The following is an 18,129-nucleotide window of genomic DNA, read 5'->3' on the forward strand; positions in this document are numbered from 1 at the left end:
GTTCAGAACTCCTCGTGGACATCCGGGTCTCCGCCGTACCGCCGCCGCGGTCCGGCGGAGATCCTGGCCAGTTCGTCCGCCGTCAGTTCGAAGCCGAAGATCTCCAGATTCTGGCGCTGCCGCCCCGGATCGGAGGACTTCGGGATCGGGACCGCCCCCAGCTGGGTGTGCCAACGCAGCGCGGCCTGACCGGGGGTCACCCCGTGTGCCGCGGCGACGGCGACGAGCTCGGGGTCCGCCAGGAGATTGCGGCCGCGGCCCAGCGGACTCCAGCTCTCGGTCACGATGCCCTTGGCGGCGTGCACGGCCCGCAGCTCCTCCTGCGGGAAGCGCGGATGCATCTCGATCTGGTTCACGGCGGGCAGCACTCCGGTCTCCCGTTCCAGCCGGTCGAGCTGGGACGCGGTGAAGTTGGAGACGCCGATCGAGCGCACCAGCCCGTCCTTGCGGAGCTGGATCATCGCCTTCCAGGTGTCGACGTACAGATCCACCCGGGGCAGTGGCCAGTGGATGAGATACAGGTCCACGTAGTCGAGCCCGAGATTGCGGCGGGACTCCTCGAACGACGCCAGGGTCTGCTCGTAACCCTGATGCCTGCCCGGAACCTTGGTGGTGACGACGATGTCCTCGCGCGCCACAGCGCTGCGGGCGATCCCGCGTCCGGTGCCGGTCTCGTTGCGGTAATTGAGTGCGGTGTCGATGAGCCGGTATCCGAGGTCCAGCGCTCCGGCCACCGCCTCCTCCGCCGCGTCGTCCTTCATCGGCCAGGTGCCGAGCCCGACGGCGGGGAGGGTGCGGCCGCCGCCCAGGGGGTGAACCGGGGTCTCGGTCATGATCTCCCTTGTCGTTCGAAACCATCCTGACCAGGGTAGGACGGACAGGGGCACGGGACAGGGAGGGCGCGGCCGGGCGGAGTACGGGTCAGGCCGCGTGGCCGCCGTCCACCACCACCTCCGTACCGGTGATGTACGCCGCTTCGTCACCGGCCAAGTAGGAGATCAGGGAGGCCACTTCAGCCGTCGTACCGAAGCGGTCCAGGGCGGTGCCGACGCGCTGTCCGGCGGCGTACGGGCCGTCGGCCGGGTTCAGGTCCGTGTCGATCGGGCCGGGCTGGACCAGGTTCACCGTGATGGAGCGCGGGCCGAGCTCATGGGCGAGCGGCTTGGTGAGACCGGCGAGCGCCGACTTGCTCATGGCGTAGAGCGTGCCGCCCGGACCGCCCGCGCGCCTGCTCAGGGCCGTTCCGACGGAGATGATGCGACCGCCGCGCTCCATCCGGGTGGCCGCCGCCCGGCAGGCGAGGAACACCGCCCGGACATTGACGGCCAGCACCCGGTCCACATCGGCCGGGGTGAGTGAGCCGATGGGGCCGAGGACGCCGATGCCCGCGTTGTTGACGAGAATGTCGAGCCGGCCGAACGTGTCCGCGGCCTCGTGCACGGCCGCCGGGACCGCCTCGGGGTCGGCCGAGTCGGCGCGCAGGGCGAGCGCGCGGCGGCCGTACGCCTCGATCTTTTGGACGATCTCACGGGCGCCGTCCTCGTCCTGTACATACGTCAGCGCCACATCGGCGCCGTCCTGGGCGAGCCGCAGCGCGGTCGCGGCGCCGATGCCGCGGCTGCCGCCGGTGACGAGTGCGGTCCTGGTGTCGGTGCTGTTCATGGCGGGTTCCTTGTCGGTCGGGGCTGTTGTTTCGACAGGGACAAGGAAAGTCCGTTCGCCGTGCGGTGACCGGCGGGAAACGGACACCTACGCGGCGGAAGCTCCGTCGGGTGGACCGATGAGTTCCGGGCGAAAGCGGGGTCGGAAGAGACGACGGTGCATGACCGCCCGGACGGCCCCGAAGGAGCCGGACGGCCCGGAAGGAGAAGGACCATGGCGAAGCTGACCCTCACCACATTTCTGTCCCTCGACGGTGTCATGCAGGCGCCCGGCAGCCCCGACGAGGACCCGAGCGGCGGATTCGAGTACGGCGGCTGGCTCGCGCCCTTCATGGACGAGGGCATGGGGCAGTTCATGATCGAGGTACTCGACCGGTCGGCGGCGTTCCTGCTGGGCCGTCGTACGTACGACATCTTCGCCGCGTACTGGCCCCGGGTCACCGACCCGGACGACCCGATCGCCGGCCGGCTGAACCCGTATCCCAAGTTCGTCGTGTCGACCACGCTGGAGAAGGCCGACTGGGAGAACACCACCGTCGTCTCCGCCGATGTCGCCGAGGAGGTCGCCCGGATCAAGGAGCGCACCGTGGGCGGCGAGCTGCAGATCCACGGCAGCGGCACGCTCGCCCAGTCCCTGATGGCGCACGACCTGATCGACGAGTACAACCTGCTGACCTACCCCGTTGTGCTCGGCCGCGGCCGTCGGCTCTTCCCGGAGGGCGGGCTGCCCACCGCGTTCGCGCTGACCGGCACCCGCACCACCCCCAAAGGCATCGCGATCCACACCTACCGGCCCGTCGGCCGGGCTCGGTTCGGCTCGGTCGACGACTGAACGGCGCCCGCCCGCCCGCCCGGCCGGGCGGCCTTCCGCGCCTCGTCGGGATGCGGACGAGGGTCCTGGCGCCGCCCTCGCCGGGCAGGGCGGGAGACCGAACGCGTCGCCGCCCGCTCGCCGTTCACCGTGCCCGCCGCTGGACCCGCCCGTCCGCCAGGTGACCACTGCGCGCGTCCCCTTCACCCCGGGTCCCGGGCCCGTTCGTGCAGGAGCGCAGGCCACGCCCGAGGGGTGGGACAGATGTTCCCGGGGTCGGGGACCTCCCGGTACCGTGATCGTTCCGCGGGTGAGCCGGTGCGGTCTCCCCATGGTTCCCGCTGTGGAGCATCACGAGAACCACGAGTGCCAGGAGAAACCAGGTGTCCTCGATCGCCCTGCCCGCCCTCGCACCACCGCGCCGGGCCTGGCTCACCGATCTGCCCGTGCTGCTCGTCGCGGTCGTCTGGGGCGCCAGCTATCTCGCCGCCAAGGGCATCACGACCACGCAGACCGTCATCGCGGTCCTCGTCCTGCGATTCGTCATCGTGCTGCCCGTGCTGGCCGCCACGGGATGGCGCAGGCTGCGGGCGCTCAGCGCGGCGCAGTGGCGCGGCGCGGGGCTGCTGGGGTCGGTCCTCAGCGGGATCTTCCTCGTGGAGACGTACGGCGTCGTGCACACCTCGGCGACCAACGCCGGCCTCATCATCAGCCTCACCATGATCTTCACACCGCTCGCCGAGGCCGCGGTGACCCGGGTCCGGCCGCCCAGGGCCTTCCTCGCCGCCGCCGCGCTGTCCGTCGCCGGTGTGGTGCTGCTGACCCAGGGCGGCGGTTTCACCAGCCCCTCGATGGGCGATCTGCTGATGCTGGTTGCCGCACTCGCCCGTACCCTCCACGTGCTGCTGATGGCCCGCATCAAGTCCGTCCAGGGCGCCGACTCGCTGTCGCTCACCACGGTGCAGCTCGGCAGCGCAGTCGCCGTCTTCGCCGTGCTCGCCGGCGTGCCCGGTACGGGGGCGTCGCCGTGGGCGGTGGCCTCGGAGTTCGGTGTCCGGGAGTGGGGCGGGCTGCTCTTCCTCTCCGTCTTCTGCACGCTCTTCGCGTTCTTCGTGCAGATGTGGTCGGTACGCCGCACCTCGCCGTCCCGGGTCAGCCTGCTGCTCGGTACGGAACCTCTGTGGGCCGCCGCCGCAGGCATCGCCATCGGAGGAGAACGGCTCGGGGTCCTGGGCGTGGTGGGCGCGGTGCTCGTCCTCGCCGGGACGGGCTGGGGGCGTCGCGCCGCCGCTGCCCCGTGAGCCGGCCGGTTGCGGCCTCCCCCACGACAGGGAGCCGGCTCCCGAGGCCCCGCGACTCCACCCGCGGCGTTGTCGTCAGTCACCGACGTTCTGCGGCGACTGCGTCCTCCGCCTTGCCATCGAAGCCGCATGACGCCGCGCGCTGATCCATTCCCTGTGGCGGGGGAGGCCATTACTCCCGGAGCCGGTCCGCCGCAACCATCACCGAGGCGCCGGCCACCACCAGCACGATGTTGACGAAGACCGGGTAGCCGCTGAGGAACTCCAGCCGCCGCACCACCGCCCAGAGCCGGAACCAGCCCGTCCATTCGTGCAGCAGTCCGGCGACGCCCTGGATGAACACGATGAAGCCGACCGACTCGCAGAGTTTCTTCATGGGGGAGAGCCTCGCGGGCCCGCTCCGGCCGGGGTGTCGGCCGCCGGTCTGCGGCACCGCGCCGAAAGTATCCGATCCGGCAACTTTGGTGGCTCCTCGCTCCCGCACGGCCGGTACGAGCCCGTCACTTGAGTAGCTTTGTCGATATGACGCGTACGGAGTACCGCTGGCTGCTCCCCTCGGCCATGGCCGAGCCCGAGCTGCCCGGCGACCACGGCCGCCGGGCGCGCCGCACAGTACGGGACTGGGTCGTCGACATCACGGCCTTCCTCTGTGCGGCCGGCATCGGCCTGCTCGCGGCCGCCGCGATCGACGCCGACCGCACCACACCCGACGGTGTCGTCCTGGTCGACTCGCTGATCGGTGCCGCGGCCTGCTGCGCGCTGTGGACGCGGCGCCGGTGGCCGGTCGGACTGGCCGTGGTCCTGACGCTGCTCGCCACCGTCGAACCGGTCGCTGCCGGGGCCATGCTCGTCGCGCTGTTCAGCGTGGCGGTGCACCGGCCGTTCAAACCGGTGGCCGCCGTCGGTGCGCTGGCCCTGGCCGTCGCCCCCGTACAGCCGTATCTGCGCCCCGACCCGGACACCTCGTTCGTTGCCTCCACGATCATCGGTGTGCTGCTGGTCCTGCTGGTGCTGAGCTGGGGCATGGTCGTGCGGTCCCGGCGCCAGCTCGTCATCACCCTGCGCGAGCGCGCCCACCGGGCCGAGACCGAGGCCGAGCTCCGCGCCGAGCAGGCGCAGCGGCTGGCCCGCGAGGCCATCGCCCGAGAGATGCATGACGTCCTCGCCCACCGCCTCACCCTCCTCAGCGTCCATGCGGGCGCCCTCGAATTCCGCCCCGACGCGCCCCCCGCCGAGGTCGGCCGGGCTGCCGGGGTGATCCGGGACAGCGCGCACGAGGCGCTCCAGGACCTCCGCGAGATCATCGGTGTCCTCCGCAGCCCCGGTGACAACGGGGAGGGCAACCGGCCGCAGCCCACCCTTGCCACCCTCGACGCGCTGATCGCCGAGTCCCGTCGCGCCGGCATGAAGGTCACCCTCGACAACCGCATCGCCGACCCGGCCGCCGCCCCCGCCGCCACCGGCCGCACCGTCTACCGCATCGCGCAGGAAGGCCTGACCAACGCCCGTAAACACGCCCCCGGAGCCGAGGTCACCGTCACCGTCACCGGGGGTCCGGGCGAGGGTCTCACCATCGAGGTGCGCAACCCGGCGCCCGTCGAACCGTTCGAGCGGGTTCCCGGCTCCGGCCAGGGCCTCATCGGTCTGACCGAGCGCGCCACCCTCGCCGGGGGCCGCCTCGGCCACGGGCCCGAACCCGACGGCGGATTCGGGATCCGGGCCTGGCTACCGTGGACCTCATGACCACCCCCCTGGATCCTCCGGCACGGCCCGTGCGGCTGCTCATCGTCGACGACGATCCGCTCGTGCGGGCCGGGCTGACGTTCATGCTCGGCGGCGCGGAGGACATCGCGATTGTGGGGGAGGGAGCGGATGGCTCCGAGGTCGCGGACCTCGTCGACCGGCTCCGCCCCGACGTGGTGCTGATGGACATCAGAATGCCGACCGTGGACGGACTGGCCGCGACCGAGGCGCTGCGCAGCCGCCCCGACGCCCCGGAAGTCGTCGTCCTGACCACTTTCCACGCCGATGAGCAGGTGCTGCGAGCCATCCGCGCCGGGGCCGCAGGATTTGTCCTGAAAGATACGCCGCCCGCGCAGATCGTCGACTCGGTGCGCCGGGTCGCGGCCGGTGACCCCGTGCTGTCGCCCGCCGTCACCCGGCAGCTGATGAACCGGGCCGCAGGCATCGGAGCGGGGACCGGCGCCGACGACCGCGCGGGCCGGGCCCAGCGGGCACGCCGGAGGATCGCCGGTCTCGCCGAGCGGGAGCGCGAGGTCGCGGTCGCCGTCGGACGCGGCCGTTCCAACGCGGAAATCGCCGCGAGCCTCTATCTCAGCGTGGCCACCGTGAAAACACACGTGTCACGCATTCTTGCGAAGTTCGACTTCAACAACCGTGTCCAGATAGCGCTGTTGGTGCACGATGCGGGGTTGCTCGACGAGGAGGACGACGGCGGGGGCGACGTACGCTGAGACGGTTCGATCCGAGGCGATCGAACCGAACCGGCCGGGAGGGGCTGAACCGTGTCCGCAGTCGACATCGATCTTCGCGGGGTCCACGACTTCACCGCGAATCCCTACCCGACGTACGCGAAGCTGCGCTCCGAGGGCCCGGTGCACACCATCCGCACCGATGACGCCGAGCGGATCTGGCTGATCGTCGGGTACGAGGAGGGCCGCGCGGCCCTCGCCGACCAACGGCTCAGCAAGGACTGGCGGACCTCGGACCTCTGGATCGGTGACGGCGATCCGATCAACGCCAACATGCTGGAGATGGACGCGCCGCACCACACCCGGCTGCGCAAGCTCGTCGCCCGCGAGTTCACCGCCCGAAGGATCGAGTCGCTGCGGCCGCGGGTCCAGCAGATCACCGACGAACTGCTCGACGCGATGGTGCCCGCAGGGAGCGGCGACCTCGTCGACGCGCTCGCCTTCCCGCTGCCGATGACCGTCATCTGCGAGCTGATCGGCGTGCCGGACCTGGACCGCGACCGGTTCCGCCTGCTGTCGAACGGCATCGTCGCCCCGACGTCCTCGGACACGGGAGGCGAAGCGGTCCGCGCGATGGGGGCCTATCTCGTGGAGCTCATCGAGGACAAGCGGTGCGCTCCCGGCGACGACCTGATGAGCGCGCTGATCAGAGTGCGGGACGAGGAGGGTGACGGTCTGTCGCCCGACGAACTCGTCGGCATGGCCTTCCTGCTGCTCGTCGCCGGACACGAGACCACCGTCAATCTGATCTCCAACGGGGTACGGGCCCTGCTCGCCCACCCCGGCCAACTCGCCGCACTCCGCGCCGACCTCGGTCTGATCGACGGCGCGGTCGAGGAGATGCTCCGGTACGACGGACCGGTGGAGACCGCCACCTTCCGCTTCGCCCGGGAGCCGGTCGAGATCGGCAACCGGACCATTCCGGCGGGCGAAGCGATCCTGGTCGCCCTGGCCGGTGGCGACCGCGACCCCGCTCGCTACCCGGACCCGGACCACTTCGACATCAGTCGCGACGCCCAGGGCCACCTGGCCTTCGGCCACGGCATGCACTTCTGCATGGGGGCGCCGCTGGCCCGGATGGAGGGCCGGATCGCGATTCGTACGCTGCTGGAGCGGTGCCCGGATCTCGCACTCGACCCGGCCGGTGCGGAGCTGGACTGGCTGCCCGGGATGCTGATCCGAGGGGTCCGGCAGCTGCCGGTGCGCTGGTGAGATAAGAAGGCTTGTCATGAACGGACTTGACATGCAGATGGCGCAGAAGGTCCTCGACAGCCAGCCGTTCAGCGGGCTCGTCGGGGCACGGATCACCGCCTTCGGGGGCGGCGCCGCCACCCTCGAAGTGGACATCCGGCAGGAGCTCCAGCAGCAGAACGGCTTTGTGCACGGCGGCGTGCTGTCGTACGCCGCCGACAACTCGATCACCTTCGCCGCCGGAACGACGCTCGGGCCGGCCGTACTGACCGGTGGCTTCTCGATCCAGTACATCCGTCCGGCCACCGGGCGCACCCTGATCGCCCGCGCCACCGTCGTCCACACCGGCCGTCGCCAGGCGGTGGTCCGCTGCGATCTGTTCGCCGCGGCGGATGACGGCGCGGAAGCCCTGTGCGCGGTCGCCCAGGGAACCGTGCTCTCCGCCCGGACGCAGTGAAGGGACCCGCCTTGACCAGTCGAGCGACCGACGCGACCGAATCAGCGGATGTCGTCGATCTCGCCGCGCTCGGTGAGACGTTCACCCGCGACCCCCACCCCGTCTACGCCGCGCTCCGGGAGCGTGGACCCGTCCACCGGATCCGGATGCCGGAAGGCACCGACGCCTGGCTCGTCGTCGGATACGAGGAAGGCCGCACCGCGCTCGCGGACCCGCGGCTGTCCAAGCGGTGGGACAACGCCTCGCCCGCCCTGGGCGTCAGCAAGGTCTCCGCAGGGACGTCCATGCTCAGCTCGGACGCCCCCGTGCACACCCGGCTGCGCAAGCTGGTGACCCGTGAGTTCACCCCGCGCCGCATGGAGCAACTCGCTCCACGGATCCAGGAGATGACCGACGAACTGCTCGACCGGATGCTGGCGGAACCGGACCGCAGGACCGACCTCGTCGACGCGCTGTCGTTCCCGCTGCCGATGTCCGTCATCTGCGAACTGCTCGGGGTCCCGTTCCTGGACCGCGGGTCGTTCCGTGAATGGTCCGGCATCGCTGTGTCGTCGGTCGACGCGGCGGCGCGGGTGGCCGCCACCGGGAACATGACCCGCTACGTGGCGGGGCTGCTGGCCGACAAGCGCGCACAGCCCGGCGACGACCTGATGAGCGCGCTGATCCACACGTCGGACGACGACGGCGACCGGCTCTCCGAGGACGAGCTGATGGGTATGGCCTGGCTGCTGCTCGTCGCCGGACACGAGACCACGGTCAACCTCATCTCCAACGGCGTTCTGGCTCTCCTCGCTCACCCGGACCAACTGGCCGTACTACGCGCCGATTTCGGACTCATCGACAACGCGGTGGAGGAGACGCTGCGCTACGAGGGGCCGGTCGAGACCCCCACGTACCGGTTCACCACCGAGCCGCTCGACATCGGCGGCACCGTCGTTCCCGGCGGCGGCAAACTGGTCCTGATCGCGATGGCCGACGCCAACCGCGACCCGGACCGCTTCGAGGACGCCGACCGTTTCGACATCACCCGGGACGCCCGCGGCCATGTCGCCTTCGGCCACGGCATCCACTACTGCCTGGGCGCGCCCCTGGCTCGCATCGAGGCCCGGATTGCGATCAGATCCCTGCTGGAGCGCTGCCCCGGACTGGCCCTGGACGCGCATCCCGCCGCCCTGACCTGGCGTACGGGCATGCTGATCCGGGGCCCCGAGCGGCTGCCGGTCGCCTGGTAGCGGGGCCCGCGCCGTCAGCCGGTGGGGATCTCCGCCACCGCCACCGGCCGGTGCTCGCGCCGGGACAGCTCGCACGCCTCCGCGATCCGCAGCGCGTGCAGAGCCTCCCGGCCGTCACACGGGTTGGCCGCCTCGCCCCGCACCACCTGTACGAACGCGTCGAGTTCCGCCTCGTACGCCGCGGCGAACCGCTCCAGGAACCCCGGCCACGGCTTGGCCGGGGCGGCGGGGCCCTGGGGTTCCACCGACGTCAGCGGCGTACGGTCGTCCAGACCGACCGCGACCTGGTCGAGCTCGCCCGCCAGCTCCATCCGTACGTCGTACCCGGCGCCGTTGCACCGGGTCGCCGTCGCCGTCGCCAGTGTGGAGTCGTCCAGGGTCAGCAGCGCCGCCGCCGTGTCGACATCGCCCGCCGCCCGGAACATCGCGGGACCGGCGTCCGAACCGGTGGCGTACACCTCCACGACCTCACGGCCCGTCACCCACCGCAGGATGTCGAAGTCATGGACCAGGCAATCCCGGAACAGGCCGCCGGAGTACGGCAGATACGCGGCGGGCGGCGGCGCAGGATCGGACGTCATGGCCCGGACGGTGTGGAGCCTGCCCAGCGCCCCGCTCCGCACGGCGCTGCGCGCCGCACCGTAACCGGCGTCGAAGCGGCGCATGAAGCCCAGTTGGAGCACGCTTCCGGCCCGCTCGACCTCATGCAGGGCGCCCAGCGTTCCCGCCAGATCCAGTGCGATGGGCTTCTCGCAGAACGCCGGCAGGCCCGCCCGTGCGGCCAGTGCGATCAGCTCCGCATGTGCCGAGGTGGCCGAGGCGATCACGACGGCATCCACCCCCGCGTCCAGCACCTCGGCCGCGGACCCGACGGCTGTCGCATGGCCGATGCGGTCCGCGACCCCGGCCGCCCGCGCCCCGTCGGTGTCCGTCACCACCAGGGTGTCCACCTCGGGGTGGCGGGCCAGCGCGCCCGCATGGAAGGAACCGATCCGGCCGGTGCCGATGAGTCCGATACGCATGGACCCAACGTGCCGCCCCCCAGCTGCGCTGTCAACTATATGTCCTGACAAACGAGGGTGTGTTCGACGCCTCCAACCGCAGTACCGACACCCCGGACGGCTCCGGCGTCACGTTGTCCACCGGTTCACCGTGTCCACCGGTTCACCGTCGAGAGCCGTGAGGCGGCGCCCCGCCTCGACGGCCGGCTTCACCTGCGAGGAGAACATTTCGACGGGCGCGGTGCTCGTCACCCCGCCCACCCTGATCGCCTTCCTCTTCCTCCAGCAGTACCTCTGCAACGGCTTCACCCGGGGAGCGACGCGAACAAACAGACACCCGGATTGTCCGGACAACAGGACGACCTGACTACCGGCCGTCCGGACGTGACAGCTACGCTCCTGCCGTGTCCAAACCCACCGCCGACCCCGCCGCCCTCGAACTCGGCGTGGACCGCAGCAGCCCGGTCCCGCTCTACTACCAGCTGTCCCAGCAGCTGGAGGCGGCCATCGAGAAGGGCCGGCTCGCCCCCGGCAGCCTCCTCGGCAACGAGATCGAGCTCGCGGCCCGGCTCGGTCTGTCCCGGCCCACCGTCCGCCAGGCCATCCAGTCGCTCGTCGACAAGGGACTGATGGTCCGTCGCCGCGGGGTGGGCACCCAGGTCGTCCACAGCCAGGTGCGGCGTCCGCTCGAACTGAGCAGTCTGTACGACGACCTGGAGGCGGCCGGGCAGCACCCCACCACCCGCGTCCTGCGCAACATGGTCGAGCCCGCCCCCGCCGCGACCGCCGCCGCCCTCGGCGTCCCGGAAGGCACCGAGGTCCACCTCGTCGAACGGCTGCGGTCCGCGCACGGCGAACCGATGGCCCTGCTCCGTAACCATCTGCCGGCCGGTCTCGTCGACCTGTCCACCGAACGGCTGGAGGCCACCGGCCTCTACCGGATGCTGCGGGCCGCCGGAGTCACCCTGCACAGCGCCCGCCAGACCGTCGGCGCCCGCCTCGCCACGGCCGAGGAGGCGGCACAGCTCGCCGAGCCCGAGGGCGCGCCGCTGCTGACCATGGAACGCACCACGTACGACGACACCGGGCGGGCGGTCGAATTCGGCTCGCACATCTACCGGGCGTCGCGCTACGCCTTCGATTTCCAGCTGCTTGTCCGCTGACGCCCGCATATCGGCCCGTTGACGGTGTCCCCGCTCCTCGCTACAACTCCCCAAGCCGCACTCGGGCGGCCGGGAGACAAGGCGGACCCACCATGCGTACTTCTCGCAAGGCAGCACCCCTGATCGCCATCTGCACCATCAGCCTCGCCGTCACCGTCGTCGCCGGATGCAGCAGCTCCGGCGGCAAGAGCTCCGAGGACAAATCCGGCAGCGGCAGCGGGCAGGGAGCCAAGGGCGTCTCCACACCCCGGATGAAGATCGCGATGATCACGCACTCGGGGGAGGGCGACACCTTCTGGGACATCGTCCAGAGCGGTGCGAAGCAGGCGGCGGCCAAGGACAACGTCGAGTTCCTGTACTCCGCGAACAAGGAGGGCAAGGAGCAGGCCCAGCTCGTCCAGGCCGCCATCGACCAGAAGGTCGACGGGATCGTCGTCACCCTCGCCAAACCGGAGGCCGTGGCGGACGCCGTCACCAAGGCCGTGAAGGCGGGCATCCCCGTCGTCACCATCAACTCGGGCGCGCAGTTCTCGAAGGGTGTCGGCGCGATCGGCCATATCGGGCAGGACGAGAAGGTCGCCGGCGAGGCCGTCGGTGAGGAGCTCAACAAGCGGGGCCGCAAGAAGGCCGTCTGCGTCATCCACGAGCAGGGCAATGTGTCGCTGGAGGAGCGCTGCGCCGGGGTGAAGAAGACCTTCGAGGGAAGCGTCGAGAACCTCAGCATCGAAGGCACCAACATGCCCGCCTCCACGTCCTCCATCGAGGCGAAGCTCCAGGCCGACCACGGCATCGACGCGATCGTCACCCTCGGCGCGCCGTTCGCCGCCGCCTCCGTCAAGGCCAAGGAAGGCTCCGGCTCCAAGGCCGAGGTCGACACGTTCGATCTCAACGCCGAGGTCGTCAAACGGCTGAAGGCCTCCGAGGTCGGCTTCGCCGTCGACCAGCAGCCCTATCTCCAGGGCTATCTCGCCGTCGACGAACTGTGGCTCGACAGGACCAACGGCAACATCATCGGGGGCGGAAAGCCCGTGCTCACCGGCCCGGCGATCGTCACCGCCGCCGACGTGCCGCAGCTGGAGAAATACACCGCGCGCGGTACCCGGTGACCCGCGTGCGGACCGCCGTGCCCCCTCCGTGCCGACACCCACGGCCCGCCCCTGCCGGGCGGCGCCGAGTCCGGCTCGGGGATACTTGGCCAGCCGGACCGGGTGGAAACACCGCCGGTCGGCACCAAGCAGCACAGCGAGCAGCACAAGAAGGGCACCACGTCGTGGCAAGGGTTCGGACAGGGGTACGTGCGATGGGCGCCGTGCTTGCGGCGGTGCTCGGGGCCTCCCTCGTGGGATGCAGCAGCACCGGTGGCAAGCGGGCGGAGGAGCGCGCGGCCCGGGCCGCCGCCGAGGGCCGGTCCGCGGTGAACACACCCCGCTGGACCTTCGCCATGGTCACGCACTCGGGCGACGGCGACACCTTCTGGGACATCGTCCAGAACGGCGCGAAGCAGGCGGCCGTCAAGGACAACATCAAGTTCCTGTACTCGCACAACGACGAGGCGCAGCAGCAGGCCCAGCTCGTCCAGGCCGCCATCGACCAGAAGGTCGACGGGCTGATCGTCACGCTCGCCAAGCCCGACGCGTTGAAGGACGTCGTCGCCAAGGCGACCCGGGCCGGGATCCCGGTGATCACCGTGAACTCGGGCTCCGCGGAGTCCAAGGCGTTCGGCGCGCTCACCCACATCGGCCAGGACGAGTCCATCGCGGGCGAGGCCGTCGGCGACGAGCTCAACGCGCGCGGCCGCAAGAAGGCCCTGTGCATCCTGCACGAGCAGGGCAACATCGGGCACGAGCAGCGCTGCGCCGGGGCGAAGAAGACCTTCGACGGGCAGATGCAGAACCTGTACGTCGAGGGCACCAACATGCCCGACGTCCAGGCGTCCATCGAGGCGAAGCTCCAGGCGGACAAGAGCATCGACGCGGTCGTCACCCTGGGCGCGCCGTTCGCCGACGCCGCTGTGAAGGCGAAGCGGACCGCGGGCTCCAAGGCCGAGATCGACACCTTCGACCTGAACGCCAAGGTCGCCACCGCACTCCAGGACAAGACCCTGGGCTTCGCCGTGGACCAGCAGCCCTACCTCCAGGGGTACGAGGCCGTCGACCTGCTCTGGCTCTACCGCTACAACCGCAATGTGCTCGGCGGCGGCCGCCCCGTCCTCACCGGCCCGCAGATCATCACCTCGAAGGACGCCGCCCAGCTGGCGGAGTACACGAAGCGGGGGACCCGATGACCACGACGGAGCAACCACCCGCGCCCTCCGGGGCCGACGAGCGGCTGCTGCGCACCTCACCGCTGCGCAGGCTCCTGGGCCGCCCCGAACTCGGATCGGTCGTCGGCGCCGCGGCCGTCTTTCTCTTCTTCTCGATCGTCGCCGACAGCTTCCTGCGCGCGTCCAGCTTCGGCACGGTGCTGTACGCGGCGTCCACCATCGGGATCATGGCGGCGCCGGTCGCCCTGTTGATGATCGGCGGCGAGTTCGACCTCTCCGCCGGTGTGCTGGTCACCAGCTCCGCGCTGGTCTCGTCGATGTTCAGCTACCAGATGACGGCCAACGTCTGGGTCGGCGTCTTCGTGTCGCTGCTGGTGACCCTGGCCATCGGCGCGTTCAACGGGCTCATGCTGACCCGGACCAAACTTCCGAGCTTCATCATCACGCTCGGCACGTTCCTGATGCTGACCGGTCTCAATCTCGGCTTCACCAAGCTGATCAGCGGCACCGTGTCGACGAAGTCCATCGGCGACATGGAGGGCTTCGACTCGGCCCGCAAGGTCTTCGCCTCGGAGTGGACCGTCGGCGGGGTCGAGTTCAAGGTGACCATCCTGTGGTGGGCGGTGCTCGTGGCGATCGCCACCGGGATCCTGCTCCGTACCCGCTTCGGGAACTGGATCTTCGCGGTCGGCGGCGAGGCCGACGCGGCCCGCGCGGTCGGCGTCCCGGTGATCCGTACCAAGGTCGGGCTCTACCTCGGGGTCGCCTTCGCCGCCTGGGTCTCCGGGCAGCATCTGCTGTTCTCGTACGACGTGGTGCAGTCCGGTGAGGGCGTCGGCAACGAGCTGACGTACATCATCGCGGCCGTCATCGGCGGCTGCCTGATCACCGGAGGTTACGGCTCCGCCATCGGCTCGGCGGTCGGCGCGTTCATCTTCGGTATGACCAGCAAGGGCATCGTCTACGCGGAGTGGAACCCGGACTGGTTCAAGTTCTTCCTCGGAGCCATGCTGCTCCTGGCCACCCTGCTCAACGCATGGGTACGCAAGCGCGCGGAGGCGACGAAATGACGACCCCGGCCCCCCGGGCGCTGATCGAGCTGGACCACGTCAGCAAGTTCTACGGCAACATCAAGGCGCTCCAGGACGTCTCGCTGGTGGTCCACGCGGGCGAGATCTCCTGCGTACTGGGCGACAACGGTGCGGGCAAGTCCACCCTCATCAAGATCATCGCGGGCCTGCACCGGCACGACGCCGGCACGTTCCTCATCGACGGTGAGGAGACCACGCTCGCCAACCCGCGCGACGCCCTCGACCGGGGCATCGCCACCGTCTACCAGGACCTGGCCGTCGTCCCGCTGATGCCGGTCTGGCGGAACTTCTTCCTCGGCTCCGAGCCGACGACGGGTGTCGGCCCGTTCAAGACGCTCGACGTCCGGAAGATGCGCGAGACCACCCGCTCCGAACTGCTGCGCATGGGCATCGACCTGCGCGACGTCGACCAGCCGATCGGCACCCTGTCCGGCGGCGAGCGCCAGTGCGTCGCCATCGCGCGCGCCGTCTACTTCGGTGCCAAGGTGCTGGTCCTGGACGAGCCCACCGCGGCGCTCGGCGTCAAGCAGTCCGGGGTCGTGCTCAAGTACGTCGCGGCCGCCCGGGACGCCGGACTCGGCGTGGTTCTCATCACGCACAACCCGCACCACGCATATCTGGTCGGAGACCGGTTCGTGCTGCTCAAGCGGGGTGCCATGTCCGGCAGCCATGCCAAGGACGGCATCACGCTGGACGAGCTGACCCGCCAGATGGCGGGCGGCAGCGAGCTCGAGGAGCTCAGCCACGAGCTCCAGCGGGCCACGTCACCGGGGCGCCCGGACACCGACGACACGCCTTAGAGGAGCTCACAAAATGGGCGCCCGGCTCGCGACGCCTGGCACGCACGCTCGCTGCGTTGCCGAAATGCCCTGGTAGCTCCGCTACGAGGACCTTCCAGCGCCTTGCGATCGCACGCACCAGACGCCGCGAGCTGATCGGACTCCCATTTTGTGAGCTCCTCTTAGAGAAGCTCAGGACTCTCCGGCGGATCATGGCCGGGCTCGACCCTGATCCGCCCGACACCCTCTGGGGTGGGGCGCCACCGGGGCGCCGCGGGGCCCCGGCCGCCCGCCCCGGCGCCCCGGCAGTGGCAGAATCGAGCCCGACGGGCGCCGTCCGTCGCCGGGAGCATCACCACCCGGCCCCCAGACCCCGCAGGGACGATGAGCACGTACCGCGACTTCACACACCGCGGCTCCGCCCGCGCCACCGTCCTGCGGACCGTCGGCACCCGTGAGCGGCGCTCGCACCTCACCGCGCCCCGGGTGCCCACCGTCGGTATCGACATCGGGGGTACGAAGGTGATGGCGGGCGTCGTCGACGCCGACGGCAACATCCTCGAGCAGCTGCGCACCGAGACGCCCGACAAGTCCAAGAGCCCCAAGGTCGTCGAGGACACCATCGTCGAGCTGGTCCTCGATCTCTCCGACCGGCACGACGTGCACGCCGTCGGCATCGGCGCGGCGGGCTGGGTCGACGCGGACCGCTCCAAGGTGCTCTTCGCCCCGCATCTCGCCTGGCGTGACGAACCCCTCAGGGACGCCCTGGCCTCGCGCCTCGTCGTCCCCGTCATGGTCGACAACGACGCGAACACCGCCGCCTGGGCGGAGTGGCGCTTCGGCGCCGGGCGCGGCGAGGACCATCTGGTCATGATCACGCTCGGCACCGGCATCGGCGGCGCGATCCTGGAGGACGGTCAGGTCAAGCGCGGCAAGTACGGCGTCGCCGGTGAGTTCGGCCACATGCAGGTGGTGCCCGGCGGGCACCGCTGTCCCTGCGGGAACCGTGGCTGCTGGGAGCAGTACAGCTCCGGCAACGCCCTGGTCCGCGAGGCCCGGGAGCTGGCCGCCGCGGACTCCCCGGTCGCCCACGGAATCATCGAGCGCGTCAAGGGGAACATCCCCGAGATCACCGGGCCGCTCATCACCGAACTGGCCCGGGAGGGCGATGCGATGTGCATCGAGCTCCTCCAGGACATCGGCCAGTGGCTCGGCGTCGGCATCGCCAATCTGGCCGCCGCGCTCGACCCCTCCTGCTTCGTCATCGGCGGCGGCGTGAGCGCCGCGGACGATCTGCTGATCGGCCCCGCCAGGGACGCCTTCAAACGCCACCTCACCGGCCGCGGCTACCGGCCCGAGGCCCGGATCGCCAAGGCGCAGCTCGGCCCGGAGGCAGGTATGGTCGGCGCCGCCGACCTGGCCCGGCTGGTCGCGCGGAGGTTCCGCCGCACCAACCGCCGTCGCGTCGAGCGGTACGAGCGGTATGCGCAGATCTACGACCAGGCCGCGAACACCATCCGCTCCACGCGCAACACCCGCACCTCCTAGGGATTCCCAGAACATGACCACAGCCGAGCATCCCGTTGTGCCGCGCCAGTCCTCGCCGCCCGGCGAGGGCAGCGGCAGGCCCCCGCAGGACCGGCGCCGGACGATCCGCCGGCGCCTGATCACGGCGACCATCATCGTGCTGCTGATCGGCGTCCCGGCCGGCTATCTGCTGATCTCCGCAGGGCAGAGCCGCCGCTCCGGTCAGGACAAGGAGGCCGAGGCCGCCGCGCAGGGGATGCGCGAGGGCTGGCCGTCCCGGATGCAGCGCAGGATCTTCGAACTGCCGATCCCCGGCAACGCCCTGGACGTCCAGTACTACGAAACCAACAACTGGAAGGCCAGCCGGATGTACGTGCAGTTCCGCACGTCGTCCGCCGGGCTCGACCGGTTCCTGAGCCGTCTCGGCAGCGGTCGCGCCGCCCTGCAGGAGGGCGAGGTCACCATCGGGGCCCGCGACACCAAGATCGCCGGCTGGTACTTCGGCCCCGGCGCCGACTGGGCGGGCACCACGCACACCAACAAGGACCCGCGTCCCACCCAGAACATCAGTGTCGACATGACCGATCCGGCAGCCCCTGTCGTATATGTCGTATCTGCGGCCACCCCCTGACCGGAGGCCGACAGAGCGCTCACTGACCTGGAGCGAGTGAGCGATGTGAGTGAGACGAAGACCCCGCAGTCCGCGCAGTCCTACCTTGACGGGGGCTCTGTGTGTGGCGACGCGTCGCGCAGTTGTCGTGCGCGTCGGTGTTGGCGATGACAGCGGTGACGAACCGTTCGTCGTCGCCGGTCTGTGCGGCGTAGGAGTTGTGCCGTACGGCCGAGGCATCGAGGGCGTCGACGATCGCGGTCAGGGTGGGCTCCCGGTGCGCAGCCTCACGGAAGGCGCCGATGACGGCGAACGCGGCGCCGCCGATGTGCCCTCGGCCACGTTCCGCGGCCGGACCGACTCAGCGCGTGAGTGCCCCTGCCGGGCCGGTACCACGGGCGTCCCCTCGGCGCAGCGTGAGAGGCGGGCGCCCGCCCCGCCCGCCAACTCCGCGGCAATGGAGCCAAGTCGGCCGGCCGGCCGGGTCGTGCGGTTCTGGTATCGCTCCGGCAGCGCAAGGGGCACGGCACCGACTCCTCCCGGGGCGCGC

Annotated in this window: 19 protein-coding genes and 1 pseudogene; 15 read left to right on the plus strand and 5 right to left on the minus strand. The window is 70.7% G+C overall.

The features are described 5' to 3' along the window. Positions 1 to 2: 2 nt before the first annotated feature. The gene (locus ACFU8W_RS29460; RefSeq protein WP_384043355.1) at positions 3 to 833 is read right to left on the minus strand and encodes an aldo/keto reductase; all 831 of its coding nucleotides are present in this window, start codon (positions 831 to 833) and stop codon (positions 3 to 5) included. 88 nt (positions 834 to 921) lie between these two features. After that, positions 922 to 1,662, minus strand: coding sequence for an SDR family NAD(P)-dependent oxidoreductase (locus ACFU8W_RS29465; protein ID WP_384043358.1), 741 nt, complete (start codon positions 1,660 to 1,662; stop codon positions 922 to 924). A gap of 213 nt (positions 1,663 to 1,875) precedes the next feature. On the opposite strand from ACFU8W_RS29465, the gene ACFU8W_RS29470 reads away from it, so the two are divergent. Further along, positions 1,876 to 2,493, plus strand: a complete 618-nt coding sequence (locus ACFU8W_RS29470) for a dihydrofolate reductase family protein (protein WP_384043361.1) — start codon at positions 1,876 to 1,878, stop codon at positions 2,491 to 2,493. Between the two features lie 362 nt (positions 2,494 to 2,855). Beyond that, a complete protein-coding gene (locus ACFU8W_RS29475) occupies positions 2,856 to 3,773 on the plus strand; it encodes a DMT family transporter (RefSeq protein ID WP_384043364.1) in 918 nt (305 codons plus the stop codon). Positions 3,774 to 3,945: 172 nt separating this feature from the next. Here the strand turns inward: ACFU8W_RS29475 and ACFU8W_RS29480 are convergent, their stop codons facing one another. Further along, positions 3,946 to 4,149, minus strand: coding sequence for a hypothetical protein (locus tag ACFU8W_RS29480; RefSeq protein WP_384043367.1), 204 nt, complete (start codon positions 4,147 to 4,149; stop codon positions 3,946 to 3,948). 146 nt (positions 4,150 to 4,295) lie between these two features. Here ACFU8W_RS29480 and ACFU8W_RS29485 point away from each other — a divergent pair, with 146 nt between their 5' ends. Genes ACFU8W_RS29485 through ACFU8W_RS29505 form a run of 5 tightly spaced genes read left to right on the plus strand, consistent with a single transcriptional unit; the run spans position 4,296 to position 9,145 of the window. Next, positions 4,296 to 5,516 carry a sensor histidine kinase gene (locus tag ACFU8W_RS29485; RefSeq protein ID WP_384043370.1) on the plus strand — a complete coding sequence of 407 codons (1,221 nt, stop codon included), beginning with the start codon at positions 4,296 to 4,298 and terminating at the stop codon, positions 5,514 to 5,516. After that, positions 5,513 to 6,247 carry a response regulator gene (locus tag ACFU8W_RS29490; RefSeq protein WP_384043372.1) on the plus strand — a complete coding sequence of 245 codons (735 nt, stop codon included), beginning with the start codon at positions 5,513 to 5,515 and terminating at the stop codon, positions 6,245 to 6,247. Before ACFU8W_RS29485 ends, ACFU8W_RS29490 begins: the two co-directional genes overlap by 4 nt. A 51-nt stretch (positions 6,248 to 6,298) precedes the next feature. After that, positions 6,299 to 7,477, plus strand: coding sequence for a cytochrome P450 (locus tag ACFU8W_RS29495; RefSeq protein ID WP_384043375.1), 1,179 nt, complete (start codon positions 6,299 to 6,301; stop codon positions 7,475 to 7,477). Between the two features lie 16 nt (positions 7,478 to 7,493). Next, complete coding sequence (locus ACFU8W_RS29500; protein WP_384043377.1) at positions 7,494 to 7,913, plus strand: PaaI family thioesterase; 420 nt, start codon at positions 7,494 to 7,496, stop codon at positions 7,911 to 7,913. Between the two features lie 11 nt (positions 7,914 to 7,924). Next, on the plus strand, positions 7,925 to 9,145 hold the full coding sequence (locus tag ACFU8W_RS29505) for a cytochrome P450 (protein ID WP_384043380.1): 1,221 nt from the start codon (positions 7,925 to 7,927) through the stop codon (positions 9,143 to 9,145). Positions 9,146 to 9,159: 14 nt separating this feature from the next. Here the strand turns inward: ACFU8W_RS29505 and ACFU8W_RS29510 are convergent, their stop codons facing one another. Beyond that, complete coding sequence (locus ACFU8W_RS29510) at positions 9,160 to 10,167, minus strand: Gfo/Idh/MocA family oxidoreductase (protein WP_384043383.1); 1,008 nt, start codon at positions 10,165 to 10,167, stop codon at positions 9,160 to 9,162. Between the two features lie 157 nt (positions 10,168 to 10,324). On the opposite strand from ACFU8W_RS29510, the gene ACFU8W_RS29515 reads away from it, so the two are divergent. The 8 genes from ACFU8W_RS29515 (at position 10,325) to ACFU8W_RS29550 (ending at position 17,600) form a co-directional block, all read left to right on the plus strand. Beyond that, positions 10,325 to 10,513, plus strand: a complete 189-nt coding sequence (locus ACFU8W_RS29515; RefSeq protein WP_384043386.1) for a hypothetical protein — start codon at positions 10,325 to 10,327, stop codon at positions 10,511 to 10,513. Between the two features lie 37 nt (positions 10,514 to 10,550). Beyond that, positions 10,551 to 11,309 (plus strand): GntR family transcriptional regulator, encoded by a 759-nt coding sequence (locus tag ACFU8W_RS29520; protein WP_384043389.1) that lies wholly within the window; start codon positions 10,551 to 10,553, stop codon positions 11,307 to 11,309. Between the two features lie 92 nt (positions 11,310 to 11,401). Beyond that, positions 11,402 to 12,415, plus strand: coding sequence for a sugar ABC transporter substrate-binding protein (locus ACFU8W_RS29525; protein WP_384043392.1), 1,014 nt, complete (start codon positions 11,402 to 11,404; stop codon positions 12,413 to 12,415). Between the two features lie 194 nt (positions 12,416 to 12,609). After that, positions 12,610 to 13,593 carry a sugar ABC transporter substrate-binding protein gene (locus ACFU8W_RS29530; RefSeq protein WP_345511414.1) on the plus strand — a complete coding sequence of 328 codons (984 nt, stop codon included), beginning with the start codon at positions 12,610 to 12,612 and terminating at the stop codon, positions 13,591 to 13,593. Further along, on the plus strand, positions 13,590 to 14,642 hold the full coding sequence (locus ACFU8W_RS29535) for an ABC transporter permease (protein ID WP_266979830.1): 1,053 nt from the start codon (positions 13,590 to 13,592) through the stop codon (positions 14,640 to 14,642). Before ACFU8W_RS29530 ends, ACFU8W_RS29535 begins: the two co-directional genes overlap by 4 nt. Next, positions 14,639 to 15,463, plus strand: a complete 825-nt coding sequence (locus ACFU8W_RS29540) for an ATP-binding cassette domain-containing protein (RefSeq protein WP_266979828.1) — start codon at positions 14,639 to 14,641, stop codon at positions 15,461 to 15,463. The genes ACFU8W_RS29535 and ACFU8W_RS29540 overlap by 4 nt, the downstream gene beginning before the upstream one ends. 363 nt (positions 15,464 to 15,826) lie before the next feature. Then, positions 15,827 to 16,990 (plus strand): ROK family glucokinase, encoded by a 1,164-nt coding sequence (locus ACFU8W_RS29545; protein WP_266979826.1) that lies wholly within the window; start codon positions 15,827 to 15,829, stop codon positions 16,988 to 16,990. A gap of 13 nt (positions 16,991 to 17,003) precedes the next feature. Next, a complete protein-coding gene (locus tag ACFU8W_RS29550) occupies positions 17,004 to 17,600 on the plus strand; it encodes a hypothetical protein (RefSeq protein ID WP_384043397.1) in 597 nt (198 codons plus the stop codon). 130 nt (positions 17,601 to 17,730) lie between these two features. Here ACFU8W_RS29550 and ACFU8W_RS29555 read toward each other — a convergent pair. After that, a pseudogene (locus ACFU8W_RS29555) lies at positions 17,731 to 17,901 on the minus strand (serine/threonine-protein phosphatase); the annotation flags it as partial. Between the last annotated feature and the right edge of the window lie 228 nt (positions 17,902 to 18,129).

This window comes from Streptomyces sp. NPDC057565 (assembly GCF_042801455.1).
Classification (GTDB): domain Bacteria; phylum Actinomycetota; class Actinomycetes; order Streptomycetales; family Streptomycetaceae; genus Streptomyces; species Streptomyces yanii.